Origin of the sequence: Agrobacterium sp. M50-1, assembly GCF_049843495.1 — a bacterium.
In the GTDB taxonomy this organism is placed as follows: domain Bacteria; phylum Pseudomonadota; class Alphaproteobacteria; order Rhizobiales; family Rhizobiaceae; genus Agrobacterium; species Agrobacterium radiobacter.
The window spans coordinates 59547-73700 of sequence record NZ_JBBHZH010000002.1 but is presented as its reverse complement, the minus strand read 5'-3'; the positions used below and the strand labels follow the sequence as shown (position 1 = coordinate 73700).

17 protein-coding genes are annotated in these 14154 nt (G+C 57.8%); 4 read left to right on the top strand and 13 right to left on the bottom strand.

Features of this window, described 5'->3' with window-relative positions; all coding sequences use genetic code 11:
- Nucleotides 1-352 precede the first annotated feature (352 nt).
- Nucleotides 353-2188: a dihydroxy-acid dehydratase gene (gene ilvD / locus WDZ78_RS04420; RefSeq protein ID WP_026364171.1), complete on the bottom strand. Its 1836-nt coding sequence runs from the start codon at nucleotides 2186-2188 to the stop codon at nucleotides 353-355.
- A 312-nt stretch (nucleotides 2189-2500) separates the two neighbouring features.
- On the opposite strand from ilvD, the gene msrP reads away from it, so the two are divergent.
- A complete protein-coding gene (gene msrP / locus WDZ78_RS04415; RefSeq protein WP_425672415.1) occupies nucleotides 2501-3442 on the top strand; it encodes a protein-methionine-sulfoxide reductase catalytic subunit MsrP in 942 nt (313 codons plus the stop codon).
- 2 nt (nucleotides 3443-3444) lie between these two features.
- Entirely contained in the window at nucleotides 3445-4092 is a 648-nt protein-coding gene (gene msrQ / locus WDZ78_RS04410; protein ID WP_425672414.1) for a protein-methionine-sulfoxide reductase heme-binding subunit MsrQ, read from the top strand.
- On the opposite strand, the gene WDZ78_RS04405 is transcribed toward msrQ, so the two are convergent.
- Complete coding sequence (locus WDZ78_RS04405) at nucleotides 4046-4474, bottom strand: DUF2809 domain-containing protein (RefSeq protein WP_020012904.1); 429 nt, start codon at nucleotides 4472-4474, stop codon at nucleotides 4046-4048. The two genes, msrQ and WDZ78_RS04405, sit on opposite strands and share 47 nt — an antisense overlap.
- 55 nt (nucleotides 4475-4529) lie before the next feature.
- On the opposite strand from WDZ78_RS04405, the gene WDZ78_RS04400 reads away from it, so the two are divergent.
- Nucleotides 4530-5402, top strand: coding sequence for a DUF817 domain-containing protein (locus WDZ78_RS04400; protein ID WP_020012905.1), 873 nt, complete (start codon nucleotides 4530-4532; stop codon nucleotides 5400-5402).
- 124 nt (nucleotides 5403-5526) lie between these two features.
- Nucleotides 5527-6474 (top strand): hypothetical protein, encoded by a 948-nt coding sequence (locus WDZ78_RS04395; protein ID WP_425672413.1) that lies wholly within the window; start codon nucleotides 5527-5529, stop codon nucleotides 6472-6474.
- 137 nt (nucleotides 6475-6611) lie between these two features.
- Here WDZ78_RS04395 and rplQ read toward each other — a convergent pair whose 3' ends face one another.
- From rplQ to rplF, 11 genes are all read right to left on the bottom strand, one after another.
- Nucleotides 6612-7037 (bottom strand): 50S ribosomal protein L17, encoded by a 426-nt coding sequence (gene rplQ, locus WDZ78_RS04390; RefSeq protein WP_006313985.1) that lies wholly within the window; start codon nucleotides 7035-7037, stop codon nucleotides 6612-6614.
- 118 nt (nucleotides 7038-7155) lie between these two features.
- Nucleotides 7156-8166 carry a DNA-directed RNA polymerase subunit alpha gene (locus WDZ78_RS04385; RefSeq protein WP_003495228.1) on the bottom strand — a complete coding sequence of 337 codons (1011 nt, stop codon included), beginning with the start codon at nucleotides 8164-8166 and terminating at the stop codon, nucleotides 7156-7158.
- Nucleotides 8167-8361: 195 nt separating this feature from the next.
- Complete coding sequence (rpsK, locus tag WDZ78_RS04380) at nucleotides 8362-8751, bottom strand: 30S ribosomal protein S11 (protein WP_003495225.1); 390 nt, start codon at nucleotides 8749-8751, stop codon at nucleotides 8362-8364.
- A 138-nt stretch (nucleotides 8752-8889) separates the two neighbouring features.
- Complete coding sequence (rpsM, locus tag WDZ78_RS04375) at nucleotides 8890-9258, bottom strand: 30S ribosomal protein S13 (RefSeq protein WP_003507791.1); 369 nt, start codon at nucleotides 9256-9258, stop codon at nucleotides 8890-8892.
- Between the two features lie 300 nt (nucleotides 9259-9558).
- Nucleotides 9559-10149 (bottom strand): adenylate kinase, encoded by a 591-nt coding sequence (locus WDZ78_RS04370; protein ID WP_003507790.1) that lies wholly within the window; start codon nucleotides 10147-10149, stop codon nucleotides 9559-9561.
- Nucleotides 10146-11486 carry a preprotein translocase subunit SecY gene (gene secY / locus WDZ78_RS04365; RefSeq protein WP_020012909.1) on the bottom strand — a complete coding sequence of 447 codons (1341 nt, stop codon included), beginning with the start codon at nucleotides 11484-11486 and terminating at the stop codon, nucleotides 10146-10148. The genes WDZ78_RS04370 and secY overlap by 4 nt, the downstream gene beginning before the upstream one ends.
- A 328-nt stretch (nucleotides 11487-11814) precedes the next feature.
- Nucleotides 11815-12294: a 50S ribosomal protein L15 gene (gene rplO / locus WDZ78_RS04360; protein WP_003521009.1), complete on the bottom strand. Its 480-nt coding sequence runs from the start codon at nucleotides 12292-12294 to the stop codon at nucleotides 11815-11817.
- Nucleotides 12295-12310: 16 nt separating this feature from the next.
- Entirely contained in the window at nucleotides 12311-12517 is a 207-nt protein-coding gene (gene rpmD / locus WDZ78_RS04355) for a 50S ribosomal protein L30 (RefSeq protein ID WP_003495212.1), read from the bottom strand.
- Nucleotides 12518-12528: 11 nt separating this feature from the next.
- The gene (rpsE, locus tag WDZ78_RS04350; protein WP_003495208.1) at nucleotides 12529-13098 is read right to left on the bottom strand and encodes a 30S ribosomal protein S5; all 570 of its coding nucleotides are present in this window, start codon (nucleotides 13096-13098) and stop codon (nucleotides 12529-12531) included.
- A 119-nt stretch (nucleotides 13099-13217) separates the two neighbouring features.
- Nucleotides 13218-13580, bottom strand: a complete 363-nt coding sequence (rplR, locus tag WDZ78_RS04345) for a 50S ribosomal protein L18 (protein ID WP_003507787.1) — start codon at nucleotides 13578-13580, stop codon at nucleotides 13218-13220.
- A 12-nt stretch (nucleotides 13581-13592) separates the two neighbouring features.
- Complete coding sequence (rplF, locus tag WDZ78_RS04340; RefSeq protein ID WP_003495204.1) at nucleotides 13593-14126, bottom strand: 50S ribosomal protein L6; 534 nt, start codon at nucleotides 14124-14126, stop codon at nucleotides 13593-13595.
- Nucleotides 14127-14154: the final 28 nt, after the last annotated feature.

Here is a 14154-nt window from a genome sequence, read left to right as displayed (position 1 = left end):
AAGAGCCGAGGGCTGAACATCACTCCAATGTGACTGCGGGGGTTGCCGGCACCCGATTGGAAATTTCGAATTTATAGCTGGAAAACAGCATGTTGCGCGGGTTTGGGGAATCAAGCTCTAAGGCGGTTGAATCTGTTTCTGAAGGAAGCGTTTAACCGACGTACAGGCAGCAAAAAGCCGCCCCGAAAGGGCGGCTGATAGAGGATGAGAGACTCCTCACGCTCGACGTCATCCTCGGACCTGCCCCGAGGAACCATGGCGTCAGTGGTTTTGGGCTCCTCGCCTCAAGGGCAGGGATGACGAAGGAAGCCTTATGCACCTTCGCCCTTAACCCGAAACCGCAGAAAAGGCCTTACTCCGGCAGAATCCGCACCGCGCCCTTGTCCGCACTGGACGCAAAGGCCGCATAGGCCTTCAGCGCCGTGGTGACATTGCGCTTGCGCGGTGCTTCCGGCTTCCAGCCCAGCTCTTCCTGTTCGGCGCGGCGCGAAGCCAGTTCCGAATCCGCTACCCTGAGATTGATCGTGCGGTTCGGGATATCGATCTCGATCAGGTCACCCTGGCGTACGAGGCCGATTGCGCCGCCCTGCGCCGCTTCCGGCGAGGCGTGACCGATCGAGAGGCCAGAAGTGCCGCCCGAGAAACGACCGTCGGTGATCAGTGCGCAGGCTTTGCCGAGGCCCTTGGATTTCAGGTAGCTGGTCGGATAGAGCATTTCCTGCATGCCGGGGCCGCCCTTCGGGCCTTCATAACGGATGACGACGACGTCGCCCGCCTTGACCTCGTTGCCGAGAATGCCCTTCACCGCTGCGTCCTGGCTTTCGTAAACGACCGCCGGGCCGGTGAATTTCAGGATGGATTCGTCAACACCAGCCGTCTTCACGATGCAGCCGTCGAGCGCGATGTTGCCGTAAAGCACGGCCAGACCGCCATCCTTTGAGAACGGCTTTTCGACCGAGCGGATGACGCCGTTGTCGCTGTCGGTATCCAGATCGTCCCAACGCGAGGACTGGCTGAAAGCGACCTGCGTCGGCACGCCGCCCGGCGCTGCCTTGAAGAATTCGCGCACCGTCTCGCTGTTGGTGCGGGTGATGTCCCAGCGGTCAATGGCGTCGCCAAGCGTCGCTTCGTGCACCGTATAGGTATCGCGGTTGATGAGGCCGCCGCGTTCCAGCTCACCGAGAATACGCATGATGCCGCCGGCGCGGTGAACGTCTTCCATGTGCACGTCCTGCTTGGCAGGCGCGACCTTGGAAAGGCAGGGAACCTTGCGGGAAAGACGGTCGATGTCTTCCATGCCGAAATCGACACCGCCCTCATGCGCTGCCGCCAGAATATGCAGCACCGTATTGGTGGACCCCCCCATGGCGATATCCAGCGACATGGCGTTTTCAAACGCAGCCTTGTTGGCAATGGTGCGCGGCAGAACGGTCTCGTCGTCCTGCTCGTAATAACGGCGCGCCAGATCGACGATCAGGTGACCGGCCTCGACGAACAGGCGTTTGCGGTCCGAATGGGTGGCAAGCGTCGAACCGTTGCCGGGCAATGACAGGCCGAGCGCCTCGGTCAGACAGTTCATGGAATTGGCAGTGAACATGCCGGAACAGGAACCGCAGGTCGGGCAAGCGGAACGCTCGATGATCTTGACGTCCTCATCGGAAATCTTGTCGTCCGCAGCTGCGACCATGGCGTCAACCAGATCGAGCGCGACCGTCTTGCCATGCAGAACGACCTTGCCCGCTTCCATCGGACCACCGGAAACGAAGACGGCGGGAATGTTGAGGCGCATCGCCGCATTCAGCATGCCGGGGGTGATCTTGTCGCAGTTGGAAATGCACACCATCGCATCGGCGCAATGGGCATTGACCATGTATTCCACCGAGTCAGCGATGATTTCGCGCGACGGCAGCGAATAGAGCATGCCGTCATGGCCCATGGCGATGCCGTCATCGACCGCGATGGTATTGAATTCCTTGGCCACACCGCCGGCCGCCTCGATTTCGCGGGCAACGAGCTGGCCGAGATCTTTGAGATGCACATGGCCCGGCACGAACTGCGTGAAGGAATTGACCACGGCGATGATCGGCTTGCCGAAATCGCTGTCCTTCATGCCGGTGGCGCGCCATAGGCCGCGCGCGCCCGCCATGTTGCGGCCGTGGGTTGTCGTTCTGGAGCGATAGGCTGGCATGGTGTTTTCCTCGATCTCATGGCAAAGAGCGCATTTCCGCAAACGCGGTAAAAACCGCTCCTGCCCTATTTTGCGGTTTTTCTAGCGCAAACCGCAACCCCTGTCACTGTCACCTTCAGGCAAAACAGTACGGTTCGGTACGGTACGCTGCTTCCCGGTGCAGCAATTCACGCGGCCACTTATCACAAATGCGCGATTTCCGCCGCCCGACCGTTGTTTTTGCGCGACGCGCTGAAACATATCTGTGCAGCAGCCGTATAGCCTATCATAATCGATTTATCGCCGATGCACCCGGCTTTTGTGGAGGTTGAAATGCCCGCCTATCGTCCGCCCCTGATCGCTGCTACAGAAATCACGCCGAAGAACATCTACCTGTCCAGACGCGGCTTCCTTGGTACGGCGGCGGGACTTGCGGCCATCGGGCTTGGCGGCCGCGAGGCAATTGCCGCTCCGCTTGCGGCGAAACCCGGCGCCTACAAGCTGGATGAAAAGCTCACCCCGCTCGACGCCGTCACCAGCTACAATAACTTCTACGAGTTCGGGGTGGGCAAATCCGACCCCAAGGAAAATTCCGGCAAGTTCAAGCCCACACCGTGGACCGTGAAGGTGGATGGCCTTGTCTCCAAACCACAGGAATTCGGCATCGAAGAGCTGATGAAATATCAGCTCGAAGAGCGCACCTATCGCATGCGCTGCGTCGAGGGCTGGTCGATGGTCATTCCGTGGATCGGTTTCCCCTTGGCTGCCCTTCTCGACAAGGTGGAGCCGCTTGGCAGCGCCAAATACGTCTCCTTCGAAACCGTGGTGCGGCCGGATGAAATGCCCGGCCAGAGCGGCCTGTTCCAGCCTTTGTCCTGGCCCTATGTCGAGGGCCTGCGCCTCGATGAAGCACGCCACCCGCTGACCATCCTCGCCGTTGGCCTCTACGGCGAAACGCTGCCGAACCAGAATGGTGCGCCCATCCGCCTCGTCGTTCCGTGGAAGTACGGTTTCAAGGGCATCAAATCCATCGTCCGGATTTCGCTGACCGAGAAACAGCCGGAAACGACGTGGAAAAACTCCAACGCCCGCGAATATGGCTTCTATTCCAACGTCAATCCGCATGTGGACCATCCGCGCTGGAGCCAGGCGACGGAACAGCGCATCGGCGAAGGCGGCTTTTTCGGCACCCAGAACCGCCCTACCCTGATGTTCAACGGCTATGACGAGGTGGCAAGCCTTTACGCCGGCATGGACCTGAAAGCGAATTATTGACCATGGCCCTCGCCTTTTCACTTCCATCGCTGCCGAAGCGTTACCAGCCGGCGGCTATCTGGTCGCTTTATGTGATCGGCCTCTGTCCCGGCGTCTGGTATTTCTACCTCGCCGCGACCGGCGGCCTCGGCTTTAATCCGGTCAAGGATTTCGAGCACCTGCTCGGCATCTGGGCGCTGCGCTTCCTCTGCCTCGGACTGCTGGTGACGCCGCTGCGAGACCTGTTCAATATCAACCTCATCGCCTATCGCCGCGCTCTGGGACTGATCGCCTTTTATTACGTGCTGGCGCATTTCACGGTCTATCTGGTGCTGGATCGCGGCCTGATCATCAGCTCCATCGCCGGCGATATTCTGAAACGGCCCTATATCATGCTCGGCATGGCAGGGCTTACCATGCTCCTGCCCCTCGCGCTCACCTCCAACCGCTGGTCCATCCGCAAGCTCGGCAACCGCTGGAACACGCTGCACAAGCTTGCCTATCTCATACTCATCGTCGGCGTGCTGCATTTCGTGCTGGCGCGAAAATCGATCACGCTGGAGCCTGTGTTTTATATCAGCACGATGGTCGTGCTGCTCGGCTATCGGCTGGTACGGCCCTCGATCATGTCGATGAAGAGGGCGAAACGCGCCAGACCCGTCCGGCCATAATGGCGGCGGCCCCAATCCCCGCGACATAACAGACTATATTCCACAGCGAAAAAACACGGCCGAGCAGCAAAGCGCCGGCTGTCGTTGCGCGAAACCCATCCAGCGCCGGGAAATGAACAAGCCGGACGAGTTCCACGAGGATAGCCGCAATAATCGCGGCATGGACCTCATAGCCACGCCAACGGTAGGGAAAGACGGTCGCCAGCAACAGATAAACCATCGCACCCCAGAGCACGGATCCGCCATATTTTACCGCCACGAACGGCAGTCCCACATCGTAACCGAAGGTCCGCAGGCAAAGGCCGCAGACGATCACCGCCATCGCCGCCGCCAGAAGCCGGATGCTGGCTAAATAAGATGGGGATACGCGCGGCAGGCCCATACGGCTTCCTTCGGGTTTTCGTATGAAAGGTGACTAACTGAGATCGGGGACGGAAATGAGCACAACAACAAGCCCGGCCGCAAGCCGCCTCTCCGTCCTGGACAATCTGCTCTGCGATACCTATCCCTGGGGCGAACTCAAGGGCATCAGGCGTTTTATCGTCGAGTTTCTGTATTTCGGCATCAAGGAGGCACGGGCCTGCATGTTCGCGGGCTTGTTCTTCGTCTCCATCTTCGTGGTGCCGCATGGCGGCGTGCTCGGCATCCCCCGATATGACGTGCTGCTGATCATTGCGCTCGGCATCCAGTTCTTCATGATCTGGAGCAGGCTCGAAACGCTTGACGAGGCCAAGGCCATCCTGCTGTTCCATATCGTCGGCTTCGCACTGGAAGTGTTCAAGACGTCGAGCGCCATCCAGTCATGGTCTTATCCGGATTTCGCCTACACCAAAGTGCTAGGCGTACCGCTGTTTTCCGGCTTCATGTATGCCGCCGTCGGCAGCTACATCATTCAGGCATGGCGGCTGCTGGATGTGCGCATTCGCCACTATCCGACCTACTGGATGGCAACCTTGATCGGCATCGCCATCTACGCCAACTTCTTCACCCATCACTTCATCGGCGATTACCGCTGGTACATCGCCGCCTGCGCCATCGGCCTCTATTCCCGCGCAACAGTCGTCTTTCGCCCCTACGATCGGGATCGAAAGATGCCGCTGCTCCTCGCCTTCATCCTGATCGGCTTTTTCGTCTGGCTGGCGGAAAATATCTCCACCTTCTTCGGTATCTGGAAATACCCCGATCAAATAGGCGCCTGGTCCGTCGTCCACATCGGAAAGTGGAGTTCATGGTCGCTGCTGGTCATCATGACTTTCACAATCGTCGCACATCTAAAGCACATCAAGGCCCGCATTCATATTCCGGAGTAAGATGGGCTCTCTCACAAAACGCCCGCGGATTTGCGCATGATCAATGAGCGAAGCAGCCATTTTTTCCACGTCGCTAAAAACAGATTTAATCTCGTTAGTTCTATGAACTTGGAGATTACCAGCTGTGGAGAAGCTTGAAAGAAAACTCAAAATCTGTCGCCTGTACTTATCTTATGCCCGTCTGCAGATTCACCGAACAAAGGCCAATTTCAATCCAGATCAACCCAGAATACCCGCAGGTGATCCACGCGGTGGAGAATGGACTGCAGTCAATCATTCGGGCTCGCAAGACGAAGTTCCTTCTTCGGAAAAAAATACCCCGAAGGTAGATTTACGCAAGGAAGAAAACTACCGTGGCGCGCATACGCTACGATACCATGTCGGCAAAACCGATATGGAAATACTACTGCGGATGGGACCTCCAGCAAGATGGTGGATGCCTCGACCCTTCGTTATGTATCGAAACGGCAGCTTCGACAGTTATGGAGATGCCGATTACTTTGTGAATAAAACTATTGCTCGCAATATCGAAACTGTAAGGCTTGTCTCCTCAGGTATCTTGCAACAAGCTTTTCTAATAACGAGATTCGGCCATCGCACAGGTGTCGAGGGTTTTAGAGAGACGCCGTACTCAGAAGCATATTTGCGCGTTGCCTACGAGGTTGGCGTGCAGATTATCCATGATCGCGACCGCCCGAACGGCTTTTATATCAATACGGCTTACCCCAGAAACGATGAGCCAATGAGGAAGAACGTCACCCCGCCCACCGTTTTCTTGAAGTTCACAAGCTATATGATCCAGGACTTCGAGTTGTTTGAAAGTCTCGACGCGGTACTGCTTTTTGGTCTCATGCATCTGACAAAAACGGAACGCAATGAACTCCTCGCATTTTTGCGATCCACACTGCGCCCAGATATCCCAAACAGTTTGATTGGAAAACTCTGGAACAAATCGAATGCCGAGTTCGGCAGCGATGACGACGGTATTCGTTGGCTGCTTCAACGTACTGCCGACTTGATTGAGAAGGATGACGGGACCGACGTTTACTACAACCGGCCATTTCGAAGTTAAAGTCGAGTGTTGCTCGAACATACGTCGTCCGAAACGCAAAACTTCCTTCAAGATCGAAAGGCCATTTAAGGACGCAAAAAGCCGGGCGATCTCTCGCCCGGCTTCTTTAACTCACGACGCCTCAAGGGCGCCAGACCTTATGCGGCTTCAGCAGCAGCAGCTTCTGCAGCAACGCGAGCCTTGTCGGCTGCGCCCTTGGCATCAACGTCGCGCTCAACGAATTCAACGACGGCGAGAGCCGCGTTGTCGCCCTGGCGGTAGCCGGCCTTCATGATACGCAGGTAGCCGCCATTGCGGGTTGCGTAACGCGAAGCGATCGCGTCGAACAGCTTGCGAACGGCGTCCTGATCCTTGATCTGCGAGATCGCCTGACGACGAGCGTGCAGGTCGCCGCGCTTGCCGAGGGTCACGAGACGCTCGACGATCGGACGGATTTCCTTCGCCTTCGGAAGGGTGGTGACGATCTGCTCATGGGTGATGAGCGAAGCAGCCATGTTGGCAAACATTGCCTTGCGGTGGCTGGCGGTTCTATTGAGCTTGCGGCCTGAATTTCCGTGGCGCATTGCTATTCTCCTTGTACGCAGGTTCCTGTCCGGACCTGCCGTTTCCTGGCACATGCAGGTGACTTACCTGCTGTTTGACGGGGAAAGGCAGTCTTTAAAGGGTCTGCCTTTTTGATTGTTAGTACTGGTCTTCGTAACGCTTGGCGAGATCTTCGATGTTCTCAGGCGGCCATGCCGGTACTTCCATACCGAGGTGCAGACCCATGGAAGCGAGAACTTCCTTGATTTCGTTCAGCGACTTGCGACCGAAGTTCGGCGTGCGAAGCATTTCGGCTTCGGTCTTCTGGATCAGGTCGCCGATGTAAACGATGTTGTCGTTCTTCAGGCAGTTTGCCGAACGAACGGACAGCTCGAGTTCATCGACCTTCTTGAGAAGCGCCGGGTTGAACGCGAGTTCGGTAACCGATTCTTCTTCTGCTTCCTTCTGCGGCTCGTCGAAGTTGACGAAGACGCCCAGCTGGTCCTGAAGAATGCGAGCGGCGAAGGCAACGGCGTCTTCGCCGGAAACCGAACCGTTGGTCTCGATCGTCATGATCAGCTTGTCATAGTCGAGAACCTGGCCTTCACGGGTGTTTTCCACCTTGTAGGACACTTTCTTGACCGGAGAATAGAGGCTGTCCACCGGAATGAGGCCGATCGGGGCATCTTCCGCGCGGTTGCGCTCAGCCGGTACGTAACCCTTGCCGTTGTTGACGGTGAATTCCATGCGGATTTCAGCGCCATCATCAAGCGTGCAGATCACGTGGTCGGGGTTCAGGATCTCGATGTCGCCAACCGTCTGGATGTCACCAGCGGTTACGGCACCCGGACCCTGCTTGCGCACGACCATGCGCTTGGAATCATCGCCGTCCATCTTGATGGCGATTTCCTTGATGTTGAGCACGATATCCGTCACATCTTCCCGAACGCCGGGGATGGAGGAGAATTCGTGCAGGACACCGTCGATCTGCACGGCCGTTACAGCGGCGCCACGCAGAGAAGACAACAGAACGCGACGCAGCGCGTTGCCGAGGGTAAGACCGAAACCACGCTCCAGCGGCTCGGCAACCAGCGTTGCCTTGGTGCGGCTGGACGAGGTGAACTCGACCTTGTTCGGCTTGATAAGTTCCTGCCAGTTCTTCTGAATCATCTTTAAACCTTCCGTTCGCCGCCACCATCCAATCGTGACGGACCGAGCATGAAAACACCGAGAGGAACCTAATTCAGTGGTTCATCGGTGGGTTCTTGAGCGCAAGTCCGTCGATCGAAATCGACGCGCACACGCCAGATACGCGAAAATTCCGCCTGACCTGGGGAAAGGCGGAATTTCCGAACCACGGTCGCGTCAGACGCGGCGCTTCTTGCGCGGACGGCAACCGTTGTGCGGGATCGGCGTCACGTCGCGAATGGAGGTGATCATGAAACCGGCAGCCTGCAGGGCGCGAAGTGCCGATTCACGGCCGGAACCCGGACCGCAAACTTCAACTTCAAGCGACTTCATGCCGTGTTCCTGAGCCTTCTTCGCGCAATCTTCAGCAGCGATCTGGGCAGCGAACGGGGTCGACTTACGCGAACCCTTGAAGCCCTTGGCACCAGCAGACGACCAGGCAATAGCATTGCCCTGTGCGTCGGTGATGGTGATCATCGTGTTGTTGAAGGTCGAGTTGACGTGCGCGACGCCCGACGTGATATTTTTACGTTCGCGACGGCGAACGCGTGCGGCTTCCTTGGCCATTTTATACCTTTCATTGATCTCTTCACCGCCGTAACACCAGCGGCTACACCGGCGATCGACCCGTATCCGGGCTTCACGCCAAACCCAGAAAGGCTGGCGCGGACTGCACCAGCCTCCCCTTTCCGGAGAACCGGAAAATTACTTCTTCTTACCAGCGATAGCCTTCGCCGGACCCTTGCGGGTGCGGGCGTTGGTGTGCGTGCGCTGACCGCGGACCGGAAGGCCACGACGGTGACGCAGGCCGCGGTAGCAGCCGAGGTCCATCAAACGCTTGATGTTCATCGACGTGTCGCGACGCAGGTCACCTTCGACCTGGTAGTCGCGGTCGATGGCTTCGCGGATCTGAAGAACTTCAGCATCCGTCAGCTGATGAACGCGCTTGTCAGCCGGAAGACCGACCTTGTCCATGATTTCCTGCGCGAATTTCGGACCAATCCCGTGAATGTAGGTCAGCGCAATAACAACGCGCTTCGCAGTCGGGATGTTGACGCCAGCGATACGTGCCACGTCTTTTCTCCTTGGTTCCAGTTGCCATCCGGCAAGTGGTGATTCCATTCGAGCGGCCGAGACCGCCAGTTCAAAATTGATGTCCGTGACAAGTCAAAACGACCGAACCCGGATCTCCCTTCCCTCAAGGAAATCCGCGCCAGTCGCTTGGGATGTCGCGAGTTGGCGCGGTGTTTAACGGAATCAGCGCAAAAAAGCAACCGGCTCCGCCAAGATTCTTTTACGATCCAAAGGATCAGTCGCCATGCGGCAGCGAGATATGGGCAAGAACACAACAGCCTCGCCCATCCGCTCCATCGATCAGGCGGAGGCTTTCTCGAGAACGCGCTCGATTGCCTCGGTGACGGCATCGACGTCAGCCATGCCATCCAGTGTTACGAGCTCGCCCTGTTCGCTGTAATAGGCAGACAGCGGCGCAGTCTTCTCGCGATATTCCGTCAGGCGCTTGCGAAATGCTTCCGGATTGTCATCCGAGCGAACCGTGCCGCCGGCGGCAATGGTTTCAGCCACACGGTTTTCGATTCGGCGAATCAACGCCTCTTCGTCGACCTTCAGTTCGATAACGGCATCAAGGACCAGATTCTTTTTGCGCATGTTGTCTGCAAGCGCCTTGGCCTGCGGAACGGTGCGCGGATAGCCGTCCAGAATAAAGCCCTTGGCACAGTCCGGCGCTTCGATGCGTTCGGAAACGATCTGATTGACGATATCGTCGGAAACAAGCCCGCCGGCGTCCATGACCGCCTTGGCGCGTTTGCCGATTTCGGTGCCCGCGCTGACCGCAGCGCGAAGCATGTCACCGGTGGAAAGCTGCGGGATCCCGTACTTGTCCGTCAGCCGTTTGGCCTGGGTTCCCTTGCCCGCACCCGGCGGACCCAAAAATATCAGTCTCATCGTCCCCTCTTTCCTCCACGCAACTTCGACTTCTTGATCAGCCCTTCATATTGCTGCGCGATCAGGTGACCCTGAATCTGCGCAACCGTATCCAGAGTTACACTGACAACGATCAAAAGCGAAGTACCACCAAGGGCTAATGGAATGCCCGTGCGTGCGATAAGTGTCTCAGGAAGGATACACACGAAGACCAGATAAATCGCGCCGACCACGGTGATACGGGTCAGGACGTAATCAATGTACTCCGCGGTGCGCTCGCCCGGACGAATACCCGGGATGAAGCCGCCATGCTTCTTGAGGTTATCTGCGGTGTCCTTCGGATTGAAGACGATCGCCGTATAGAAGAACGCAAAGAACGCAATCAGCAGGCCATAAAGCGCCATGAACAGCGGCTGTCCATGCTGCAGCGACGCGATGATCGACGTCGCCCAGCCCGGCAGGTTGGTGTTGCCTGCAAAACCCGCAGCCGTCGCCGGCAGGAGCAGCAGCGAAGATGCGAAGATCGCGGGAATGACGCCGGCCGTATTGAGCTTCAGCGGCAGATGCGAAGTATCGCCCTGGAACATCCGGTTACCGACCTGTCGCTTCGGATATTGAATGAGCAGACGGCGCTGGGCGCGCTCCACGAAGACGATAAGCGCGATGACACCGATGGCGACCACGACAACCATCAGGATGAGCGGGGTCGAAAGCGCACCGGTACGGCCGAGTTCGAGCGTGCCGGCGAGCGCCTTGGGCAGGCCTGCGGCAATACCCGCGAAGATGATCAGCGAAATACCGTTGCCAATACCGCGCGAGGTGATCTGTTCACCGAGCCACATCAGGAACATCGTGCCGCCGAGCAGCGTGATGACGGTGGAAACGCGGAAGAACCAGCCGGGATCGACCACAAGGCCGTTGCCGCTTTCAAGGCCGACCGCAATGCCATAGGCCTGCAGCGTGCCGAGCAGCACCGTGCCGTAGCGCGTATACTGGTTGATGATCTTGCGGCCGGCTTCGCCTTCCTTCTTCAACGCTTCGAGCGACGGCACGACCGAGGTCATGAGCTGCACGATGATCGAAGCGGAGATGTAAGGCATGATGCCGAGCGCGAAGATCGCCATGCGCTCGACGGCGCCACCCGCAAACATGTTGAAAAGACCGAGAATACCGTTGGCCTGGCCACGGAAGGCCTGCGCATAGGCTTCTGGGTTCAGGCCCGGAAGCGGAATGTGGGTGCCGAGACGGTAGACGAGAAGTGCGGCAAGAGTAAACCAGAGACGCTTTTTCAGATCCTCCGCCTTAGCGAAGGTCGAAAAATTCAGGTTCGAAGCCAGTTGTTCCGCTGCTGAAGCCATAAATTTCTCCGAATGACCCTTGCCAGCCAGCGCAACCGGCCGATGCGGAAAGGTCTAAAAGATACTGGTCAAAACCGGGCTTCGGACAAATGCGGCTCTCGACCGCCATCATGCCTCACCCTGTTTTTTATGTCCTATCCCCTCCCCTACGGAAGTTCAAGAACTGTGAGGCTCTCCCTGCAGCACTTTCTGCCGCAAGCGGGGCCAAGGAAGCACACCGCGAAGAGATTGCCCTGATGCTCTATAAATCGATTTAGATCGAAAGCACCATAGGCCAGGGAGCGCAAACGCCCGGAGCGACGAGCCCCGGGCGTCTGAAGTCTATATATTACTCGGCGGCTTCTGCTGCAACTGCGAGAAGCTTGATCGAACCGCCAGCCTTTTCGATCTTTTCGATTGCGGGCTTGGAAGCACCGGCAACTTCGAAAGCGACCTTGGCCTTCAGCTCGCCGTCGGCGAGAATGCGAACGCCGTCCTTGGCGCGACGGATAACGCCGGCGGCCTTGAGAGCAGCAGCATCGATCGTTGCGGAAGCGTCAAGCTTCTTGGCGTCGATGGCGGTCTGAATGCGGCCGAGCGATACGACAACATATTCGGAAGCGAAGATGTTGTTGAAACCGCGCTTCGGCAGACGACGGTAGATTGGCATCTGACCGCCTTCAAAACCGTTGATGGCGACGCCCGAACGAGCCTTCTGACCCTTCACACCGCGACCACCGGTCTTGCCCTTGCCGGAACCGATACCGCGACCTACGCGGATACGATCCTTGGAGGCGCCTTCGTTGTCTCTGATTTCATTGAGTTTCATGATAGGTTACTCCGTCTCACTTCTCGTCAACGACGCGAACGAGATGCTGGACCGCACGGATCATGCCGCGAACCGCAGGAGTATCTTCCAGGGTGCGCTGACGATGCATCTTGTTGAGACCCAGACCGACCAGCGTCTGACGCTGGATTGCCGGGCGGCGAATAGGGCTGCCGATCTGTTCGACCGTAACAGTCTTCTTGGCTTCAGTAGTCTTCTTGGCCATGATCCAGCTCCTTATTCTTCAGAAGCGTTGCCGGAGGCGGCACGGCGAGCCTGAAGCGTGGCATACTTGAGACCGCGCTGTGCAGCGATGTCCTTCGGATGAACCTGATGCTTCAGAGCGTCGAACGTTGCGCGAACCATGTTGTACGGGTTCGAAGAACCGGTCGACTTGGCAACAACGTCGTGAACACCCAGGGTTTCGAAAACGGCGCGCATCGGGCCACCGGCGATGATACCGGTACCGGCCTTGGCCGAACGCAGCAGAACCTTGCCTGCGCCGTGACGGCCATTGACGTCGTGATGCAGCGTGCGGCCATCGCGCAGCGGAACGAAGATCAGATCGCGCTTGGCGCTCTCGGTAGCCTTACGGATGGCTTCCGGAACTTCGCGAGCCTTGCCGTGACCGAAGCCAACGCGGCCCTTCTGGTCGCCGACGACGACGAGAGCGGCGAAGCCGAAGCGACGGCCACCCTTAACAACCTTTGCAACGCGGTTGATCGCGACCAGCTTGTCGACGAATTCGCTATCGCGCTCTTCACGGTTCTGGCGATCGTCGCGAGAACCTCTTTTTTCCTGTGCCATTGTCCTTGTCCTTTTTCTTTTACGGGTGGAACGGCAAACGAAAAGACCACCGGCCTCTTTGAGGAGACCCGCATGGCCCGGTGAAATTCCGCCCGGATCGTTGTCCGGGCGGAAAAAAATCAGAAGTTCAGACCGCTTTCACGGGCAGCGTCTGCCAGGGCCTTGATGCGGCCGTGATAGATGAACGCGCCACGATCGAATACGACATCCTTGACGCCAGCCTTGACGCCACGCTCGGCAACCAGCTTGCCTACGACAGCTGCTGCTGCAACGTCGGCGCCGGTCTTGAGCGAGCCGCGCAGATCTGCCTCGAGCGTGGAGGCAGACGCAAGCGTCTTGCCAGCAACGTCATCGATGATCTGGGCGTAGATGTTCTTCGACGAGCGATGAACCGACAGGCGCGGGCGGCCGTTGGCAACCGCCTTGATCTGGCGGCGCACACGGCTCGCGCGACGTGCAAGTGCTTCTTTCCTGCTAGCCATTTCGCGTGATCCTTACTTCTTCTTGCCTTCTTTGCGGACAATACGCTCTTCAGCGTACTTCACGCCCTTACCCTTGTAGGGCTCGGGACCGCGGTATTCGCGGATTTCCGCGGCTACCTGGCCAACCTGCTGCTTGTTGATGCCGGAAACGATGATTTCCGTCGGCTTCGGAACGGCAATGGTGATGCCGACCGGCGGCTCGTAAACAACGTCATGGGAAAAGCCGAGAGCCAGCTGCAGGTTCTTGCCCTGCATGGCGGCACGGTAACCGACGCCGTTGATTTCGAGCTTGCGCTCGTAGCCGTCCTTAACACCCTTGAAGATGTTCTCGATCATCGTGCGGGACATGCCCCACTTCGAACGAGCTTCCTTGGTGCCGTTAGCCGGCGTTACGGAAACGCCGTTATCTTCGAGCTTCAGCTGAATGTCGTCGTTAGCGACGAAAAACAGTTCACCCTTCGGGCCCTTCGCAGTGACCTTCTGGCCGTCGACATTGGCCGTCACACCTGCGGGAACCGGAACGGGCTTTTTACCGATACGAGACATTATTCAATCCTGTCTGTTCGTTATGGAG